The sequence below is a fragment of the Desulfovibrio sp. UIB00 genome, assembly GCF_022508225.1.
In the GTDB taxonomy this organism is placed as follows: domain Bacteria; phylum Desulfobacterota; class Desulfovibrionia; order Desulfovibrionales; family Desulfovibrionaceae; genus Desulfovibrio.
The window spans coordinates 85022-105146 of the sequence record NZ_JAETXJ010000004.1; the positions used below are offsets into that span (position 1 = coordinate 85022).

The 20125-nt window shown below is 57.6% G+C and carries 18 protein-coding genes; 7 read left to right on the plus strand and 11 right to left on the minus strand.

The window, feature by feature from the left end; all coding sequences use genetic code 11:
* The first annotated feature begins 5 nt into the window (after nt 1-5).
* The 6 genes from JMF94_RS08235 (at nt 6) to tolR (ending at nt 7928) form a co-directional block, all read left to right on the plus strand.
* Nucleotides 6-1940, plus strand: coding sequence for an extracellular solute-binding protein (locus JMF94_RS08235; RefSeq protein ID WP_240824651.1), 1935 nt, complete (start codon nt 6-8; stop codon nt 1938-1940).
* A complete protein-coding gene (gene yejB, locus JMF94_RS08240) occupies nt 1940-3037 on the plus strand; it encodes a microcin C ABC transporter permease YejB (protein ID WP_240824652.1) in 1098 nt (365 codons plus the stop codon). The genes JMF94_RS08235 and yejB overlap by 1 nt, the downstream gene beginning before the upstream one ends.
* Entirely contained in the window at nt 3034-4104 is a 1071-nt protein-coding gene (locus JMF94_RS08245) for an ABC transporter permease (RefSeq protein WP_240824653.1), read from the plus strand. The genes yejB and JMF94_RS08245 overlap by 4 nt, the downstream gene beginning before the upstream one ends.
* Nucleotides 4101-6686 (plus strand): dipeptide ABC transporter ATP-binding protein, encoded by a 2586-nt coding sequence (locus JMF94_RS08250; protein ID WP_240824654.1) that lies wholly within the window; start codon nt 4101-4103, stop codon nt 6684-6686. The genes JMF94_RS08245 and JMF94_RS08250 overlap by 4 nt, the downstream gene beginning before the upstream one ends.
* 118 nt (nt 6687-6804) lie before the next feature.
* Nucleotides 6805-7494 (plus strand): MotA/TolQ/ExbB proton channel family protein, encoded by a 690-nt coding sequence (locus tag JMF94_RS08255; RefSeq protein WP_240824655.1) that lies wholly within the window; start codon nt 6805-6807, stop codon nt 7492-7494.
* A 2-nt stretch (nt 7495-7496) separates the two neighbouring features.
* Complete coding sequence (tolR, locus tag JMF94_RS08260; RefSeq protein ID WP_240824656.1) at nt 7497-7928, plus strand: protein TolR; 432 nt, start codon at nt 7497-7499, stop codon at nt 7926-7928.
* Between the two features lie 291 nt (nt 7929-8219).
* On the opposite strand, the gene JMF94_RS08265 is transcribed toward tolR, so the two are convergent.
* The 10 genes from JMF94_RS08265 to JMF94_RS08310 all read right to left on the minus strand — a co-directional run bounded on the left by JMF94_RS08265 (nt 8220) and on the right by JMF94_RS08310 (nt 16873).
* On the minus strand, nt 8220-9308 hold the full coding sequence (locus tag JMF94_RS08265) for an ABC transporter substrate-binding protein (RefSeq protein WP_192111468.1): 1089 nt from the start codon (nt 9306-9308) through the stop codon (nt 8220-8222).
* A 203-nt stretch (nt 9309-9511) separates the two neighbouring features.
* Entirely contained in the window at nt 9512-10285 is a 774-nt protein-coding gene (locus JMF94_RS08270; RefSeq protein ID WP_240824819.1) for an ABC transporter ATP-binding protein, read from the minus strand.
* A gap of 12 nt (nt 10286-10297) precedes the next feature.
* Nucleotides 10298-11170: an ABC transporter permease gene (locus tag JMF94_RS08275; RefSeq protein ID WP_240824657.1), complete on the minus strand. Its 873-nt coding sequence runs from the start codon at nt 11168-11170 to the stop codon at nt 10298-10300.
* 4 nt (nt 11171-11174) lie between these two features.
* Complete coding sequence (locus JMF94_RS08280; RefSeq protein WP_240824658.1) at nt 11175-11987, minus strand: ABC transporter permease; 813 nt, start codon at nt 11985-11987, stop codon at nt 11175-11177.
* A gap of 16 nt (nt 11988-12003) precedes the next feature.
* The gene (locus tag JMF94_RS08285) at nt 12004-12705 is read right to left on the minus strand and encodes an ABC transporter ATP-binding protein (protein WP_022658549.1); all 702 of its coding nucleotides are present in this window, start codon (nt 12703-12705) and stop codon (nt 12004-12006) included.
* Nucleotides 12706-13263: 558 nt separating this feature from the next.
* Nucleotides 13264-13521, minus strand: a complete 258-nt coding sequence (locus tag JMF94_RS08290) for a transcriptional regulator (protein ID WP_240824659.1) — start codon at nt 13519-13521, stop codon at nt 13264-13266.
* Nucleotides 13518-14582 (minus strand): DMT family transporter, encoded by a 1065-nt coding sequence (locus JMF94_RS08295; protein ID WP_240824660.1) that lies wholly within the window; start codon nt 14580-14582, stop codon nt 13518-13520. Before JMF94_RS08295 ends, JMF94_RS08290 begins: the two co-directional genes overlap by 4 nt.
* 11 nt (nt 14583-14593) lie before the next feature.
* Nucleotides 14594-14995, minus strand: coding sequence for a glycine cleavage system protein GcvH (gene gcvH / locus JMF94_RS08300; protein WP_022658546.1), 402 nt, complete (start codon nt 14993-14995; stop codon nt 14594-14596).
* A gap of 4 nt (nt 14996-14999) precedes the next feature.
* Complete coding sequence (lpdA, locus tag JMF94_RS08305; RefSeq protein WP_240824661.1) at nt 15000-16427, minus strand: dihydrolipoyl dehydrogenase; 1428 nt, start codon at nt 16425-16427, stop codon at nt 15000-15002.
* Between the two features lie 8 nt (nt 16428-16435).
* A complete protein-coding gene (locus JMF94_RS08310; protein WP_240824662.1) occupies nt 16436-16873 on the minus strand; it encodes an OsmC family protein in 438 nt (145 codons plus the stop codon).
* A gap of 205 nt (nt 16874-17078) precedes the next feature.
* On the opposite strand from JMF94_RS08310, the gene JMF94_RS08315 reads away from it, so the two are divergent.
* Nucleotides 17079-18497 carry a sigma 54-interacting transcriptional regulator gene (locus tag JMF94_RS08315; protein WP_240824663.1) on the plus strand — a complete coding sequence of 473 codons (1419 nt, stop codon included), beginning with the start codon at nt 17079-17081 and terminating at the stop codon, nt 18495-18497.
* Between the two features lie 26 nt (nt 18498-18523).
* Here JMF94_RS08315 and JMF94_RS08320 read toward each other — a convergent pair whose 3' ends face one another.
* Nucleotides 18524-19528: a hypothetical protein gene (locus JMF94_RS08320; protein ID WP_240824664.1), complete on the minus strand. Its 1005-nt coding sequence runs from the start codon at nt 19526-19528 to the stop codon at nt 18524-18526.
* Nucleotides 19529-20125 lie beyond the last annotated feature (597 nt).

Below are 20125 nucleotides of genomic sequence, written 5' to 3' on the forward strand. Positions count from 1 at the left end.
ACGTCATGCATGCTGAAACGGCAGCGGCAGCCGCCATTCCACGTCACCCAGCCATGAATCGCCCGCCTTACAGGCCGTTGCGCGGCATTCTTGCTGCGCTCAGGGCTGGCGTGCGCGCGGCGCTGCTGGCCGCCGTCACAGTTTCGCCCGCCCTGGGCGCGCCCCATGAGGTTCTGGGTCTGTGGGAGGATGCGCAGCAAAGCGACTCTCTCCCGCCATTTGCCCACGTCACCCCGGACGCGCCCAAGGGCGGGAGGCTCCGCCTGAGCGCCATTGGCACATTCGACAGCTTCAATCCCTTCAGCCCCCGTGGCGTCAGCGCGGCGCAGCTTGGCCTGACTTACGAAACCCTTGGCGTGAGCCAGCGCGGTACGCAGGAATTCATCATGCGCGGGCTGCTGGCCGAAAGCTTTGACCTCTCGCCTGACCGCTCAACCCTGCGTGTGCGCCTGCGTCCGCAAGCCCGGTTTTCTGACGGCGTCCCTGTTACAGCGCAGGATGTGGCCTTTACCTTCACAGCCCTCATCAAGCAGGCCTCGCCCGTCTACCGCTCTTATTACGAACAGGTGCAAGGAGTGGAAATTACGGGTGAACATGAGGTCATCTTCAAGCTTGCCTCCGGCACCAACCGCGAACTGCCGCTCATTGTCTGCCAGATGCCCGTATTGCCCGCCCACTGGTGGCAAGGCCGCAATATGGGCGACCCGCAGACGGACATCATGCCCGGCAGCGGCCCCTACCGCCTCACAGGCAGCGTTATGGGCTCGCGCCTCATTTACGAGCGCCGCAATGACTGGTGGGGGCAAAACCTGCCCGTCAATCAGGGCCGCTACAATTTTGATACGGTTCAGGTGGATTATTACCGTGATGTTTCCGTTGCGCGCGAAGCCTTTTTTGCCGGAGAAGCGGATTTTTACAGCGAAAGCAATATCAAGGACTGGACCAATGCCTACAATGTGCCCGCCGTGCGCGATGGACGCATTACACGACAGCTTCAGGAGTATGCCAGCCCCATGGGCATGGGCGGCATTTTCATGAACACCCGCCGCCCGGCACTGGCGGACAGGCGCGTGCGTCAGGCGCTGAACCTGCTGTTTGATTTTGACTGGATGAACAGCGCCTTCTTTTACAATGCCTACACGCGCTACAGCAATTTTTTCACTGGCTCCCCCTTTGCGGCGCAGCCCCTGCCTTCCGCCGGGGAGCTTGAACTCATGGAGCGCTGGCGCGACAGACTTGATCCCGCAGTTTTCGGCCCGCTGCCCGCGCAGCCCGCTGGCGGGCGCGATACCGAGCGCCAAAGAATGCGCGCCGCCCTGCATCTGCTGGAACAAGCCGGCTGGCACATACAAAACGGCGAGATGCTCAACGCTCAGGGCCAATCCTTCAGCCTGACCATCCTGACCAGTTCGCCCTCCATGCAGCGCGTGTACACGCCCTTTCGCAATACGCTCAAAAGGCTTGGCATCACGCTCAACGTACGGCTGGTGGATCAGACCCAGTACGTCAGCCGCGTGCGGGCATTCGACTTTGACCTTATTCAGGCCACGGTGCGGCAGTCGTCCAATCCCGGCAACGAGCAGCGCAACTACTGGTCTTCAGCGGCTGCCGGGGCGCGGGGTTCGCGCAATTATGCGGGCATACGCGATACTGTGATCGATTCGCTGGTGGACGAACTGGTGGCGGCCCCCACCCGCGAGGATCTGCACACCCGCGCCGCACTGCTGGACAGGCTGCTGCAACACGGCTGCTACGTCATCCCCGCATGGTACAGCGGCAGCATGCGCATTGCATGGTGGAAAGACCGCATCACCCCGCCAGCAGAGCAAGACAATGAAGGCGTGGACATCATGGCGTGGCATGTTCCGGCAACCGGGGCTACGCCGCCCCCGCAGGCTGTGCCCGCCGCCGCTGTGCAAACCTACAGGGAGGCGCGCTGATGCTGCGTTACACTCTTCGCCGTCTGTTGCTGATATTCCCGACTCTGCTGGGCATTCTGACCATCAACTTTTTTATCGTGCAGACTGCGCCCGGCGGGCCCGTGGAGCAGTTCATCGCCATGCTGGAAGGCAGCGGCAGCGCTTATATGGAACGGGTGGGCAGCGCCGGAGCCGACCTGCCCGCAGCAGGCATGGCAGATACTGCTGAAAGTGCCTATTCCGGCGCGCGCGGGCTTAACCCGCAAACGCTGGACGCCATCCGCAAGCTCTATGGCTTCGACAAGCCCATCCTCACCCGCTATGTGGAAATGCTGCGCGACTTTGCCATGTTTGATTTCGGCAAAAGTCTGTTCAAGGCAGACAGCGTAGCTGGGCTGCTTGTAAACGCCTTGCCTGTTTCCATAAGCATCGGCGTGTGGAGCACCCTGTTCATCTACCTTGTGTCCATACCCGTCGGCATAGCCCGGGCCGTGCGCCGGGGCAGCACCTTTGACTTCGCCACCGGGGCCGTCATGGTGGCGGCCAGCGCCATCCCCGGTTTTCTGTTTGCCGTGCTGCTGATCGTGCTGTTTGCGGGCGGCTCCTACTGGCAGATATTCCCGTTGCGGGGCCTGCACACCCTTGGTTACGAGAGCCTGCCCTTCTGGCGGCAGGTGCTGGACTATATGCACCACATGGCCCTGCCCGTGCTTTCCATGACCATCGGCGGTTTTGCCGGGCTCACCATGCTGACCCGCAATTCCTTTCTGGACGAACTGAGCAAGCAGTATGTTGAAACAGCGCGCGCCAAGGGCCTGAGCGAAAGAACCGTGCTGTACGGGCATGTGTTTCGCAACGCCATGCTGATCATCATTGCCGGGCTGCCCGGCGCGTTTGTGCGTATGTTTTTTGCCGGGTCGCTGTTGATAGAGACCATATTCTCGCTCAACGGGCTGGGGCTGCTGGGATTTGAGGCCGCCATGCAGCGGGATTATCCCGTCATGTTCGCCACGCTCTACATTTTCACGCTCATCGGCCTTGTGACGTCCATCATTGGAGATCTGACCATGACAAAGGTTGATCCCCGCATCGATTTCAGCGGGAGGAGCAAGGCATGAACCCCATCACACGCCGCAGATGGCAGACGTTCCGCAGCAACCGCCGGGCATTCGTCAGCCTGTGCCTGTTCTGCCTGTGCTTTACCGCCAGCCTGTGCTCCGAGTTTGTGGCCAATGACCGTCCTCTGGTGGTGAGCTATGAAAACCGGCTCTACTTTCCCATGTTTCACACTCTTGACGAGCGCGTCTTTGGGGGCGACCTGCCCATTGCCGCCGACTTTGCAGACCCATTCATCCAGACCGCCATTGCGGAGCGCGGCTGGGCCTTGTGGCCCCCGGTGCGCTATTCTTTCAACACCATTTCGCGGCAGGAAGGCACGACCTTTCCCGCGCCGCCAGGGCACGGCAACTGGCTGGGCACGGATGATCAGGGGCGGGACATACTGGCGCGGCTGCTTTATGGATTCCGCATTTCCGTACTGTTCGGTCTGTGCCTCTCTTTTTTCGGCTGCGCTGTGGGAATGACCGCAGGGGTTGCCCAGGGCTATTACGGCGGGCTGCCAGACCTGCTGTTTCAGCGCTTCATGGAGGTGTGGGGCGGAATTCCCGTGCTGTACCTCATCATCATCATTTCCAGCGTCATGACCATGGGATTCTGGGCGCTGCTTGCCCTCATGCTGGCCTTCAGCTGGATGCGCGTGGTGGGCGTGGTGCGGGCCGAGAGCCTGCGGGCGCGCAACATGGAATACGTGCGGGCGGCCCGCGCGCTGGGCGTGCCGGATAAAAGCATCATGCTGCACCATGTGTTGCCCAACGCTGTTGTGGCCCTGATCTCCATTCTGCCCTTCCTGGTCAATGCTTCCATCGTCACCCTGACATCACTGGACTTTCTGGGTTTTGGCCTGCCGCCGGAATACCCCTCGCTGGGCGAACTGGTGGTGCAGGGCAAAAACAACCTCTTTGCCCCGTGGATAGGCCTTGCCGCCTTTTTTACCCTTGCGGGCATGCTGACCTGCCTCGTTTTCATTGGCGAGGGCCTGCGCGATGCCTTTGACCCCGGCGTGTTTTTGAGCGGCGGAACGGCAGACGCAAAGAACACGCAAAACACATGGAGGGAGCAGGCATGAGCCTTCTTGACGTTCAAAACCTGCATGTGGCCTTTGCCAGAGCTGATGCAAGAGGCAATGCGCAAAATGGAAATGGCGTATCCGCCCCGGTAGGCCTTAGCGCAGCTAGAGGCACAGCGGTACGCGATGTTTCGTTCAGTGTGGAGAAAGGCCAGTGCGTTGCCCTTGTGGGCGAGAGCGGCGCGGGCAAAACCCTCACCTCCCGTTCCATCGTGCGTCTGCTCCCCGGCGGGGCGCACGTAACCCAGGGGCGCATTCTGTTTAAGGGCGAGGACGTGCTCAGCCTGCCGGACAAGGCCGTCATGGCCCTGCGCGGACGCAAAATCGGCATGGTTTTTCAGGATCCGCTGGCCGCGCTCAATCCCCTGCACCGCGTGGGCGATCAGGTGGCCGAATGCCTGCGCGCGCACGAAAGCCTGAGCGAAGAACAGGTGCGCTCGCGAGTGCTGGATCTCTTTGACCTTGTGCGGCTCGACCATGCTGTGGAACGCTACGGGGCCTACCCGCACCAGCTTTCCGGCGGGCAAAGGCAGCGCATCATGCTTGCCCTGTCTGTGGCCAACAAGCCCGACCTGCTTATTGCGGATGAACCCACAACGGCTCTGGACGCCACCGTGCAACAGGCCATTCTGGAGCTTTTGCGCGACATGCGCGCGGAACTGGGCATGAGCCTGCTGCTTGTGAGCCATGATCTGGGCATGGTGCGGCGCTTTGCGGATACGGTTCACGTGATGCGCCACGGCGAAATTGTGGAGTCGTCCTCCTCGCTCTTTGCAGACCCACAGCACGAATACACCCGCGCCCTGCTCCACACAGGCAGCCGTCAGTGGGCCGAGGACGTCCCCCGGCATGGCGGCAGCCCCATTCTGGAGGCGCAGGGTCTGAGCGTGGATTTTTGCCGCCCGAAAACGCGGCTTTTCCAGCGTGCGCAGCCGCCCTATACAGCGCTGGACAACGTAAGCTTTGCCCTGCATCAGGGCGAATGCCTGGGTATTGTGGGCGAGAGCGGGTCAGGCAAATCAAGTCTGGCCCTGGCAGTGCTGCGGCTTGTGACCAGCCGTGGCGGAATTCTCCTTATGGGCAAAGAAATCCAGAACCTGACCCATGCGCAAATGGCGCCCCTGCGCGCCAGCATCCAGGTGGTCTTTCAAAATCCTTATCTTTCGCTCAATCCGCGTATGTGCGTGCATGACCTCGTTGAGGAAGGTCTGCGTGTGCACGCCCCGCGAGTGCAGGACAGGCCGCAGCGCGTCCTTGAGGCCTTGCGGGATGTGGGGCTTTCCCCGGCATATGCCAGCCGTTTTCCGCACGAACTTTCCGGCGGTGAACGCCAGCGCGTAGCCATTGCGCGCGCCCTTGTGCTGCGCCCCCGCGTACTGCTGCTGGACGAGCCCACCTCATCATTGGACAGGGCGCTGCAATTTCAGATCATTGAACTGCTGCGCGGCTTGCAGCAACGCTTTGGCATGTCGCTGATCTTTATCAGCCATGATCTCACACTGGTGAAAGGCTTTTGCCAGCGGGTGCTCGTGCTGGACAAGGGCAAATGCGTGGAACAGGGGCCAGTGCGTGAGGTCTTTTGCCAGCCGCAGTCGGCCAAATTGCGCGAACTGCTCAAAGCTTCCGCCCAGAGCGAAGACCAGCATCTGCCCCCCGCTGGCCCTGTGGCGGCGCGCCCCACCCTGCGGCGCATCAATCCGCAAAAACTGGGCGCTGCTTCTGCCGCATCCCGGAAAACGCACAAAAGAGGCATGCTGTTCTCGCTGGGCGTACACGCCGCGCTATTTATATGTCTGTGGGGCATTCCCTTGCAGGCCTCTGGCGGCGGAGAATCGTCCATGCGGGTTTCCCTTGTGGGCATGGGCATGGGCACTGCCACGCAAGGTGCAAGCAAAGCCTCGGCCACCAAAGGCACTGATCCCACCGCCACAGCCAGGGAGGAGCGCAACGCCCCGGTTGAGGAAAAAGAACGGCCCAAGGACAAAAAAACGCCGCAGGCCGAGCAGCCAGTTGAACAGCCGGATCTGATACTCAAAAAAAAGTGCGAGCCAAAGCGTCCGCCCAAAAAGGAGCATCAGCAAAAACGGCTCACGGCCAAAACAGAAGACCGCCCCCCCATGGAAACACCGCCGCCCTCACTGGGCAGTGAAGCCCGGCAGGGGCCGGATAGTGAGTCCGGAGGCAGCGCCGCCGAAGCTCAGGGCAGCGGCAGAAACGATGGAGGACAGGGCGGCGGCAGCGGCGGCGGGCTTGGCATGCATCAGGGGCGTGGTCAGGGCGCTGGCTCGGTATACGGCTTCAACCAGTGGGATCAGTCGCCAGTGCCCATCCACCGGGTAAAACCCAACTACCCGCCTGCGGCTAAACGCATTGGCAAGGAAGGCACCGTCATTGTGCGGGCCGTCATTGACGCCCAGGGCAAGGTGGTGCGCGCCGTGGTTCTGCCGGGCAAGGAAACGCAGCACTTCAAGGAAGAAACCCTTGAAGCCGTACAGCGCTGGCGCTTTGCCCCCGGCAAGGTGGGCGGCAAACCTGTGATGTGCGTGGTGGAATTTCCCGTCGATTTCAGCATCAGCAGATAACATGTTAAACATTATACAGTTTTGCTTGAGTTTATCGCTGTCATGTTGACAAAGCTTGCGCAGCGTACTACCACACTATAGCTTTGAATTTCAATTTCATATTCTTTTGGGGGATATAATGGATTCCATGATTCAGGCGGTGTTGCAGGCAACATTTGTTTCCAAGTGCGTGCTGGCGCTGCTCTTGTGCATGTCTGTGGCAAGCTGGGCCTATATGTGCAGCAAATGGATGTTGCTGCGCACCGCCCAGCAACGCACGCAGGCGGGGCTGGCGGCGTTTGACGAGGCCGGGGAACTGAGCCGGGCGCTGCCAGTGCTGGCAAATGACAAACACTCTCCCCTTTTTGGCATTGCGCGCCGCGCCATCCGCGAATTCAACCGTATTTCCCGCACGGGCGACGTTGACCGCCTGTTGAACGACAATGTGCGCAGGGCCTTGCACTTTGCCGTGGCGGAAGAAATCGCCGTTCTCAAATCTTCTCTGGCTCTGCTTGCCACCGCAGCCAACACTGCCCCCTTTATCGGCCTGTTCGGCACGGTGTGGGGCATCATGCATTCCTTCACCGCCATTGCCCAGATGAAGAGCGTTTCGCTGGCAACAGTCGCGCCCGGCATTGCCGAAGCGCTCATCGCCACCGCTGTGGGCCTGTTTGTGGCCATCCCCGCCGTGTGCGGCTACAACGTGTTCCGCGCCAAGCTGGCCCATATTGAGGGCGTATGCATCAACTTTGCAGGCCAGATGCTCAATCGCCTGCAACACGAAGCACCGCAACACGCTGACGGCATAGCCTTTTCAGAGGAGCGCTAATCATGGCCGCATCTTCCGCCGACGACGATTTTGTTGCCGACATCAACGTCACGCCCTTTGTGGACGTGATGCTGGTCTTGCTGATCATCTTTATGGTCACAGCCCCCATGATGACCGAAGGGCTTGATGTTGCCCTACCCAAGGTGGAGACCTCCGAAGTGCTGCCCACGGATGACGACCACGTTATCCTGACGGTCAAAAATGGCGGCGCGCTGTTTCTCAACGAGCAGGAAACAGACATGGACAATCTGCCGGATGCTCTGGGCGCGCGGGTTAAGGACAGCGGGCGGCAGCTCTTTGTTCGGGCCGACAAGGATGTTCCCTACGGCATGGTTATGAGCGTGATGGATAGGGTGCGCGGCGCTGGCATCAAGGATGTGGGCCTTGTGACCACCTCCGTTCCGGATGGTGGAGCTGAAGATAAAGGCAAATGATCAGCGATCAGACCAATCGCAGATCGCAGACCGGATACCCGCACAATTCCCGCAACAACAATTTCCACAGCAATTTTCCACAAGAGTACCCGGGGGCAAGGTCGTTCTGCCCTGCCCCCCGCACACGGTCACTTACTGCCATTTCCAGCATGCCCAGCCATTCTCTGTAATCTCCTGTAACCCCCTTGCCATGTCATAAAAAAATGAAAGGCCTGTTCCTGCCCGGCAATAGGCAAAGAACAGGCCCGGTACTGCCAGATTTACATCCGGCGCGTGTCCGTGGGGGAGGAGCTACTTCCAGCTGGGAATGGGCAGCTGAACCTGCTTCAGGAACTTGTCGGTATTGATCTGGGCGTCCTTGAACTTCTTGATTTCAGCAGGCGAGAAGCGCTTGATGCTGCCAAAGAAGTCGGCCACAGAATTCTGCCACTTGTCGGCCTGCGATTCGCCCTTGGATCTGTCGAGCAGAGCCATGGTTTCTTCATAAGACCAGCGGGGGTGAATCTGGATGTCGAGCTTGGCTTCTTCGTCTGTCATGCGGATACCGGCGAATTCGTTCATGTACTGGCGGTATTCCTTGATGATGCGGGGGCTGGGGCCTTCTTCGCGCAGCATGTTGGAACCGCGCAGGTACACGCGCAGGAACTTGGCAACCAGTTCGGGGTTTTCATCGCACCATTTTTTGTCGCCCACGAGCGAAGACACAGTGATGCAGTCCATATCGGTCATGGAGCCAGCGCGCTGCCACTTGCGGGAATCAGCCACAAAGGTAAAGGGCGCCCACAGGCACACGGCGTCGCCAATGCCCTTTTCAAAAGCAGGCACGGCAGAGGGCTGTTCCATGTTCACTAGGGTCACGTCGGCTTCGGTAAGGCCAAGGATGCTCAGCCACTTGCCGATCATATAGTGAACGGTGGTCTGGGAGGTGTACAGAATCTTCATGCCCTTGACGGTTTCAGGGCTGCCGTACACGTTGGGATACTTGGGGTTGTAGCCCTTGACCTTGGCGGCGGGGCTGTCGGGGCGCAGGTAAAGCACGTGCACTTCGCCTTCGCTGATGATGGGGGCCACGGAGTAGATATTGTAACGGATGCCGCCGATCAGCTGACCGCCAACGCCCGTGGAACCGAGCACCCATTCCTTGGCGGGCAGGGCTTCCATCTGGGCAGGGCCGCTGTTGAACAGCAACATCTTGATGTCCAGGCCTTCTTCCTTGTCCCAACCCATTTTCTTGGCGTACCAGATGTTGAAGCCCGGGGATTCGTCCATCCAGCAGGTGGAAATTTCAACGGGCTTGTCGGCTGCCAGAGTGGCGACGGGGCCGCCGCAGATGACAGCGCCCATGCAAAGCAGAAGCGCGACCAGAAGCAGTTTTCTCATGCATGACTCCTAATTGGTTAGTGGACAGATCCGCTTTTACAAAAAACCTTTCAACTGCTTAAACCTTCAAACAAACCACTTGGGCAACCTCGGCAAGTGCATACAGGTTTGCCGAGAAATCCATGCTCTCGCATGCGCGGCAAGGGCCGTACCGCTGGCAGGCGCACCCATGTACGGCGCGGCCCTTGCTGCTGTGCGCAGTGCTAGAGCGTAAGCTTCTGTTCTTCCGTAATTCTGGCCCGCAGTTCAAGGAACGCGGGATCCATGGTGTCGCGCGGGCGCGGCAGGGGCACATCATACGAAGTGTGCACATGCCCCGGCAGCTTGTCTTCCATGGTGACGATGCGGTCGGCGAGGAACAGGGCTTCATCAATGTTGTTGGTCACAAAAATCATGGTACGCTTGTCCATGTGCCATATGCGCTCGGTCTCCTGCTCCATGAAAAAGCGGGTCTGGGCGTCAAGCTGACCAAAGGGTTCATCAAGCAGCAGCACCTCGGGGTTGAGAGCATAGGCGCGGGCAATGCCCACACGCTGCTTCATGCCGCCCGAAAGCTGGTGAGGATAGTAATCCTCAAAGCCTTGCAGACCCACCATGCCAAGATAGTGATTGGAAATCTCACGGATCTTCGCAGGCTCAAGCCCGCGTACTTCAAGGCCGATTTCCACGTTCTGGCGCACGGTCTTCCACGGAAAGAGCTTGTAGCTCTGAAACACCAGGCCGATCTGCGGGCCTGGGGCCACAATCTGCTTGCCGTCCAGATAAGCCGCGCCGGACGAAGGCGATTCAAGCCCGGCGAGGATGCGCAGCAAGGTTGTTTTGCCGCACTGGCCCGGCCCGAGGATGACCAGAAACTCCTGATCGCGCACCTCAAGGGAGATGTTTTCCAGAACCGGAACCACCTGGGTTCCCTTCTGGATGAAGGTTTTGCTTATATTGTCACAGACAATTTTTGGCTGCGTGTCTTTCACGTTCAGCTCCTTGGCTCTCTAAAGATTCTCGATTTCACGCTGCCAGGGGCACAGCTTGCGGGTCAGCAGATCCATCCCCAGGGTGAACACCAGCGACACGGCGGTAATAATGAGCATGCCGCCGATAATCATGCCGGGGTCGGACAGCTTCATACCCTGCACAATGATGTAGCCAAGGCCGGAACGGGAATTCACAAGCTCCGCAGCCACAACGCATGTCCAGGCGCTGGACATGGCGATCTGCAAACCTGCCGTAATGGCGGGCAGCGCGCCGGGAATGCACACAAGACGGATTTCGTCCCAGCGCTTGCCGCCGATGATGCGCACCACATCGAAAAATTCGGGTTCGATGAGTTGCAGGCAGCTGTAAGAGTTGAGCACCACCGGCACAAAGGAGCCAATGACGATGATGAAAATCTTGGGTGCTTCGCCAATGCCGAACCACAGAATGGCCACAGAAATCCAGGCCAGGGGCGGCATGGGCTTGAACATGTCGAAAATGGGCTTCACAATGGCGCGGAACGTTTCGTTGAAGGCCATGAACAGACCCAGCGGGATGCCAAAGCCAGCGGCGATCAAAAAGCCGATGATAACGCGGCGCGTACTGATCCACAGATGTTCGAGCAGGCCGAGGCCGGAGAGCTTGTTGACGCTCAGGTCGTGCAGGCTTTCCACCACCTGAAAGGGCGTGGCCAGTGCGCTGCTGTAGCCGAACACGTTGGACGTGGCAGCCCACTGCCACAGGCCGAAAAAGCATACCAGCGAAACGATGTACAAGAAGTATTCGCTCTTGAGGGCACGGATCAGCGAAAACTCGTACTTTTTCGTGTTCTTGATGGTTTCATTGCAGACGCTCTGGGTCTGCCCGTTGGACGCCGAGGAAGACTGCATGGCGCTATCTCCTGATGCCGGCCAGCAGCCGGGATTCGATCTTGTCAATGATGAAACCGATGATGGCGCCAGCAATACCCACGCTCACCATACCCACCATCACAAGGTCGGTACGGCCAAGCATGCGGCCAATGGTGATGAGATAGCCAAGGCCCTTGTCTGCGGCCAGCAGTTCAGCGGCAACCAGGGTCACCCAGCAGTAGGCCAGGGCGATCTGCAAGGCGCCAAACACCATGGGCAGCGCGGAGGGAACGCAGATGGAGGTAAATATCTGCCAGTCGGAAGCGCCATAGGTTCTGGCCATCTGGATATGCACGGGGTTGGTCATGCGCACGCCGGTATATGTATTGATGACGCACGGCACGATGCCCGAAAGCCAGATGATAAATACCTTGCCGGGCAGACCGATGCCGAACCAGAAAATGGTCAGCGGAATCCAGGCAACCGGCGGAATGGGCCGGATGATTTCAAATATGGGGCGCACAAGGCCGCGTACCGTGGTGAACCAGCCCATCGCAAGGCCCAGGGGCAGGCCCACAATCAGGGCCAGCACATAGCCCAAAAAGGCTTCCTGCATACTTGTCCAGGCATGCTCCAGCAGCACTGCCCCGTCAGGAGCGGGATTGGTGAGCTTGTCGACCATGAGGCTCAATATGTCGTAGGGCGAGCTGAGCAACGTGCTGGGAATACGCCAGTCGTTACTGTCAGCCGGGCCAACGCACATCTGCCACACGCCAAGAAAAATACAAACGCTCAAAACCGGCAGGATGCGAAGCCTCATGGGCTTGCGGTAGGTTACTTTTTCATTGCATTGCATAAGCTGTCCCTTTTTCCTACCACCAGCGGATGAGGTCTGTGACCTGGCGGCGAAGTTCGACAAAACGCGGATCCCTGAAATCCCTCGGGCGCGGCAGGTCAACAACCACTTCCGCCCTCACCTTGGTGGGCTTGGGGCTCAGCACCAGGATACGGTCAGCCACATACACGGCTTCTTCAATGTTGTGCGTAACAAAAAGCACGGTGCTCTTGAGGGTCTGCCACAGCTTCACAAGCTCGTCTTCAAGATAGAAGCGCAGCTTCACGTCAAGCTGTCCATAGGGTTCATCCATAAGCAGCAGATCGGGGTTCACGGCAAAGGCGCGCGCCACGGCGATACGCTGCATCATGCTGGCCGAAACCTGGTTGGGATACAGCTTGGCCGTATCTTCCAGCCCCACCATCTCCAGAATCATATCAAGACGTTCCCTGAGCTGTTTGGGCGGAACCTTTTTTATGCGCATGCCGTAGGCCACGTTTTCTTCCACTGTGAGCCACGGCAGAGCCGTTGGTTCCTGAAACACAAAGGCCAGGTTATGCTTGCGCGGATTTGCCACTTCACCATCAATGTAGATGTTGCCGGAGGTGGTTTCCGTAAGTTTGGACATGCAGTTGAGAAAGGTTGTCTTGCCGCATCCCGTAGGCCCGACTATGCAAACCAGCTCTCCGCGCTTGATGGTAAAGTTGACCTTGTCCAGAACGGTAAGGTCCCCATACATTTTCGTTAGATCCCTGACTGCTATTTTAGCGTCGGAACAGGCACAGTCATCGGTTTGCTGCACGGCTGCACTCCTTGGTGAGAGTTGTTAAATGTCCCGGTCTGCCGTCCGGGTTCGCAAAAGAAGCCAAACGCCCCTGAAAGCTGCCAATGGGCTGCCGGGATGGTTGCGCGTGCTTCGAAATTCTTTGTGAGTCATTTTGCATAATATATACCATTTTTCACAACTCCTGCAAAAAACCGCTTTTCATCAGCTATTACAGGATATTTTTTACTTAATATGCCTATGTTGCGGCACAGGTTGCGACATGAACGCGCATTTTGCGACACATGTGACGCACCCGCCATTGGCGCGCATATTTTGGGCTTGCGCGGGCCGCTGTACCCGTTTTTTCCAAGCCATGCTAGGGAATAAAAGAACAACACCTGTTGGGATGCCCTCGACTCCCCACCTTTCCACGCAAGGGAGGCGACAATTACGTCGTACTTTCCTCCGCAGGGGATGGTTTGATCTTTCCGGGTTTGCCTGGGCTTGCCGTTTTGCACGGCCTGCCTTGCACTAGAGATTGCGCAGAACCCGCTGCCTGCCGTCCGGGGTGATTCCGTATGCACCGCCCTGATTGGATTCGTTACAAACGGTCACAATACCCACGCCTTTGAGGGCTCGCAGCTGAGCTTCAATATTCGCCACATTGATCTGCCTTTCGCCTGCGTATTCTTGCTCCAGGGCGACGCACACATCACAGGCCGTGCGGGGCGCGCCGTCCAGCAACAATCTGCCCACAGCCAGCCGCAAAGGCAGCCGAACGCGCATCACAGCCCCTCCTGCGATTGACGCAAGGCGGTTCGCCCCTTGCCCTGCATGACAACCAGCACAATGCCCGCCACTATCACCACCGCGCCCGCCACAAGATTACGGGTAACGGTAATGTTGGTAAAAATGGCGCTGAACAATATACCCCAGAGGGCATAGGTCACGTTCAGGGCCATGGCCCGGCATACGCCGGTCATGTTCATGGCCGTGTACCAGCAGCGGTACGAAACGCAGCCCACCAGGCCAGCCGCTATGCAAAAAGGCAAACCGGGGCTGGCAAGAGCCTGCATCAGCAGGTCAGCCGCGTTCAGGCCGGGGTTGCCACGTTCCAGCAGCACAAAGGCCGCAGGCACGATCACCAGCATATACAACAGGCTGGAAACGATCTGATAGACATTCAGGGCCACAACAGGCTCGATAAAGTCCATACCCGCCGTTACGCACACGCCCTCCGATGCCCAGCCAAAGGCGGCCAGAAAGGCAAATCCCAACCCCAGATAAAAGGCCTGACCGCCCACGCCGCCCTGGGGCGCAGACCAGCCCACGGTAAACGCGCCCGCCACGCAAAGCGCAAGGCCGCACATGGCCCTTGCGGAAATGCGCTCTTTCAGAAAAAAGCGCGCCAGCACCGCCGCGATGGCCGGATACAGGGTGGAAATGGGCAAGGCATAGGCTGGCCCTGCCAACGAAACGCCCATCAGATAGCCGCCCATGCCAAGGGGAGCGCCCATAAAAGCGCCCATGATGCAGTACCTGCCGGGCTTGCTGCAAAAGGTGCGGAACACCTCCCGCCCCTTGCCCTGAGCCACATTGAGAACAAGAGAAAGACAGGCCGCGCTGATGTCGTGACAGCCCGCGGCAAACAGGGGGGCCAACAGCCAGAATTCAGGTATGCTGAACGGCTCTTTTACCAGCCCCTGCTTCAGAATAGGGCCATCCAGACTGAAAATTACCCCAGTCAGCGCAGCGAGAAAAAGCCCTTTGCGTACATATGCCGCATCCCGCGCAGAGGTGCTGCACGCGCCCCTTTCGCTTTTCGGGCCGTTGCCGGAAGGGCCTTTCACCGTTTTGCCTCTTAACCCTTGCGCAAAAGGTTGAGGTAGGCGGCGCTGTCGGCCAGCGTTGCGGCCTCGGCGGGGTCGTCCATGCGGATGCGCAGCATCCAGCCTTCGTTGTAGGGCTTGGCATTGACGAGGGTGGGCGTGCTTTCCAGAGTTTCATTCACTTCAAGCACAGACCCGGCAACAGGCATGAACAGGGCGTTGACGGACTTCAGCGACTCAACGGTGCCGAATTCCTGACCGTTTTTGTAGGTTGTACCCACGGCAGGCAGGTCAACAAAGGCGATTTCGCCAAGCTGGTCCTGGGCAAAGTCGCTGATGCCTACGGTGGCGGTTTCGCCTTCCACGCACAGCCACACATGTTCGTCGGTATAGCGCAGATTTTCGGGCAAAGCCAATTGGTCAAGATCTTTCATGATACTACTCCTCTTCCATGCGCAGGGCAGCGTCGCCAATGGCTTCGGCCAGCGTGGGATGGGCGTGAATGGTGGTGGCTATGTCGTTGATGGAAGCGCCCATGCGCAAAGCCAGAGTTGTTTCGGCAATAAGGTCGGTGGCGTGCGCGCCAGCCATGTGCGCGCCCAACAGGGTGCCGTCGCTGGCATCCACCACCAGCTTGCAGAAGCCGGGCAGTGCGCCCATGGCCTGGGCCTTGCCAAGTTCGCGGACCTGCACAACAGAGGTTTTGACCTCATAGCCCGCATCGCGTGCCTGCTGCTCGCTCATGCCCACGCAGCCAATTTCTGGCGAGGTGAAGATGGCCGAAGGCACAAAACGGTAATCCATGGGAGCGCCCTTGCCGCCGGTCAGGCAGTCGTTAACGGCGCAAAGAGCCTCGGCGGCAGCCACATGGGCCAGCATGACGCGCGCGGGGCCAAGGGCATCGCCAATGGCATACACGCCGGGCAGGGATGTACGCATGTATTCATCAGCGCGAATCCAGCCGCGTTCGTCCGTAGCAACACCGGCTTCCTTGAGGCCAAGCCCGGCGGTCATGGAGGCGCGGCCCACAGAGACAAGCACCATCTCGGCGCTGATGGGGCGTTCGGGCCTCGCTGGCGCGCCGCTCACAAAGGGCGACGGCGCAAGCACGCCGCTGACGCCGTTTTCATCCACGCGCACGTGGGTGAGCGTTTGCCCGAGTTCGCAGGCAATGCGGCGCTTTTTCATCTCGCGCTGGAGCAAGGTGCTGATGTCGGCATCCACCGAAGGCAGGGGCAATATCCTGTCCTGCCCTTCAATCACTGTGACAGCGGAGCCAAAAGCCCGATAGATGCAGGCCAGCTCGCAGCCAATGACGCCGCCACCCACAATGATGATGGAGGCAGGCACATGGGTGAGCTTGAGGGCATCGTCGCTGGTGAGAATGCGCTTGTGGTCGGCTGTGAGGCCCGGCAGGTTCACAGGATGCGAACCCGTTGCCAGTATGACGTAATCCGCTGACAGGCTGGAGCTTGCGCCGTTGCCGGTCACCTCCACCGCGCCGCCGCAAAGCAGGCGCCCCTTGCCGCGCACCAGGGTTACGCCCAGGGCGGCACAGGTCTTTTCAAGACCAGAACGCAGGGTGGCGCAAACACGCTCCTTGCGCTCGTAGACGGCCTGCGGGTCAATGCTGACGCCGCCTTCAATCTTGACACCGAACTGCACGGCCTGCTGGGCAATCTCAAGAGCTTCCGCAGACGACTTGATGGTCTTGGTGGGTATGCAGCCGTTGTTGAGGCAGGTGCCGCCAAGTTCGGCGTACTCCACAAGGGTTACGGCCATTCCGGCCTTGGCGGCAGCAAAAGCCGCCGTGTAACCGCCAGGGCCGCCGCCCACAACGATCATGCTTTTTTTCTGGTCGGACATGCGGGCTCCTAATCCTCGTCGTCGGCGAGCCTGAGGTTGTACTTCACGGGGAAGGCGGCCTCCAGCGAACCCGTGACCAGGCAGCCTTGACGCATGATCTTTTCCACACGGTCAAAAATGAATTCGTACTCTTCATCCAGATGCACGGTAACATCGATATCAATGCCCGTTACCCGGCCCCGGCCCAGATCATCGGTGCCTGTGTGCAGCGTGGCCTTGGCCTCGATTTTGTCGTACTTGGCATTGCGCGTATCCAGGGCCTTGTCCAAAGCGGCGCAATAGCAGTACAGGGCAGAGGCGGCCAGGAGCTTTTTGGCCGTGCCGGAACGTTCTTCAGGCGGTATCTTTTCACCGTCTATGGTGAGCACGCCAAACGCGCCGCTCTCCAGATCCAGATCCACCTTGCCGCCACGGCGGCAGAGAGAAACACTGAGTTCATGTGACATTTCAAAGCCTCCAGGCTGAAAAAACGCAAGAGCACCCTGCCCTCGCGCGATTTGGCCTGCCTATTGCACTAATAGTGCCATCAGATTGCCCTTGGCCTTACAACGCCATCCGCGCTTGTGTTTTATGGCACATGCAGCTAGTATCCCGGCCCGGAAGCGACATTTGTGTCGCGACAAACGACATTTTTTGCAAGGTTGCCGCCACATGCTTTCATCGCCCCCAGTTCCCCCCATTAATGTGGAAAAAAGCTATCGCCGCCTGCTCAATCACCTGCCGGGCATGGCCTATCGGTGCCGCGTTCTCAATATCGACGCGCCGGAAAGTGATTATCTTCAGTATGAACTGGAGTTTGTAAGCCGTGGCAGCTACGAGTTGCTGGGGGTGCCAGCCGAAGACATGGTGCTTGACCACCACAACACCATCGAACTGATGACCCACCCCGATGACCTCGGCCCCAGCCGCAAAGCCATACGCGACAGTATTGTCGCCCATGAGCCGTATCAGGTCATGTACAGGCTTTTGCTGCCCTCAGGGCGCGTCAAGTGGCTGTGGGATCAGGGGGAAGGCGTCTACGACGATTCGGGCGTTCTGCGGTATCTCGAAGGCCTGATTATGGACGTGAGCGAGCAAAAATTTCAGGAAATGGCCCTGCGCGAAGAAAATCGCGAGCTGCGAACCTCTGTTATCAATCTTTACGGTCTGGGCAACATTGTGGGCAAAAGCGAACCCATGCGCCGCGTATACAGCCAGATTCTCAAAGCGGCAGAAACCGATTCAAACGTCATCATTTACGGTGAAACAGGCTGCGGCAAAGACCTTGCCGCCAAGAGCATTCATGAATACAGCGGGCGCAAGGGCCGTTATGTGCCGGTAAACTGCGGCGCAATCCCAGAGCAGTTGCTGGAGAGTGAATTTTTCGGGCATGTGAAAGGGGCGTTTTCCGGCGCGCATGCCAATAAAGAGGGCTACATAGGCGCGGCCAATGGCGGCACGCTGTTTCTGGACGAAATAGGCGAGCTGCCGCTGCACCTTCAGGTCAAGCTGCTCAGGGCCATTGAAAACAAGATGTATACCCCCGTGGGCGGCAATACGCCCAAGGAATCATCCTTCCGCCTCATTGCCGCAACCAACCAGGATCTTGCAAAAATGGTGCGCGAAAAAACCATGCGCTCCGATTTTTATTACCGCGTCAACGTGCTTTCCATCACCCTGCCGCCCCTGCGCGAACGTCACGGCGACATTGCCCTGCTGGTGGAGGCCTGGCTTGAAAAACGCGGCCTGAACCTTATTCTGCCGCCCCATGTGCGGCTCGCCGTGGAGCAGTACGACTGGCCCGGCAACGTGCGTGAACTGCACAACTTTCTTGACCGTTACCTCGCCTTTGGTGACGAGGCTCTTCTTTCGCTGGGGGATGCCGGACGGGCCGACCTGCTGCTTAACACGCCCCAGGGCATCAGCCTTGATCAGGCCGTGCTGCAACTTGAAGAACGCATGATCCGGCAGGCGCTTGAAAAGTGCCGTTGGCACAGGGGCAAAGCTGCGGAAGAGCTGGGGCTGAACCTGCGCACCCTGCAACGCAAGATGCGCAGAATGTCCGGTGGGAGTGAAAAACTGCACGGCTAGAAGGCTATTATCTGCAATACCGGAAGCTATTTTTGCTTATCCCGCATGCCTGTCATGAACGGCGTGCGGGATTTTTTATGCATGCTGGCAGGATCAAGACCAAAACAGCGACATAACTCATCAGAAATCATATGTTTTTTATCAAGCAGCATACAATAGTCGTTGTCCACCCAGGACTCAATGTCTGAGATTCCGTCATGGTCGATGGCCTTCCAGCCCACGCCTCCCGCATCTGGATCATCCCATTCCCGCACATATTTCAAGAAAAAGGTCAGTATTTTCAGGCTCGAGCTGAAATGGACTTTGACGCAAGAACATACTGCCCACACTGACAATTCCTTGCGCGAGGTCTTGTACAATACAAGATGCAACACAACTGGTTTGTTTAACTCACTGCGGGGATTTTCATAACCCTTAAGATTATCAAGTTGCACTCTTAATCCGCCTGCGGACATATTAACCACATGCACAGCAGAACAGATATTTTCACCCACAAATCCAGAACGCGTCTCATCCAGATCATTCACAGATTTAGGCAACTGCTTGTTGCAAATCCACAGAGAAATTTTTTTGAGCATCAGAGGCGTGAGACCTACGCGCTCATGTCGTTGAAGATCACGCTGCACATATGTTTTAGGCATGGAAACTTCAACAATGCACTGCTTTGATTCAGTATCTATATGATTTGTGATGATCCGTGTTTTAAAAATAAAACCATGCCTGATAGCAGGATATGAAATTCCAAGATATTTTTCAGCTATTGCATGAGGTACTTTCACATACAGACTACAGCGCTCTCCTTTAAGAACATCAGGCAAAAAACTCTTGTTTGATTTGAGCAATATTTTTTGTGGAGAAATATAAAGAACGTCACAGGCAACGTTTTCAAGCTGGCGTTGTCTGTCTACAAAAAAGAGCCGCAACAACAAAAAGTCCCTTTGTGCGACCACAAATATTTTACCAGGCTGAACAGATCTAAACCGTAGAGATGCCCTCCAGAAAAAGTCAACAATTGTTCTGAGAAATTTCATGTATCCCCCAATTGTCAAACTTAAATGCACAATCGCACACTACTTTGCATTCAGACCTGGCAAACTTTCGCGGTATACTCAGCCTACCGTGACTTTGCATGACACTATCAATGGCACAATTACTTCTTCATTTATTATTTGCAGATACGCTGTTAATAATAAATGCTGACTATTATCAAAAAAAATAACAGCCATAATTTCAAAAGCACTTCTGATTACTTCATTTTAATGATTTCAAATTTATCAGAAAATAACAAGTACACAGGCAACAATGCAGCACAAAATACAAATAGTTACGCTACAACAAGCCGTTATAACAATACAATAATGCGAACCATTGACACATACATATAGCTATATTTTAATTGTCACATAAAAAAAATCACAATCAACAGTTATTGCAAATTTTTATCAGCAGCAAAGCTGCGTTAAACAGGTTTAGGTTGCCCGCATGCCGATAAAACAACAGCCTGCGGAGACTGAACATGAAGCTCAATCCCCGCAGGCGCTTGGAGGAAGGTATTGGTCGGAACCGCAGCACGGCTGCGGTTCCAGATAACCGCGCAAGCCATGCCCCCACACGGCAGGCGCGGTCAC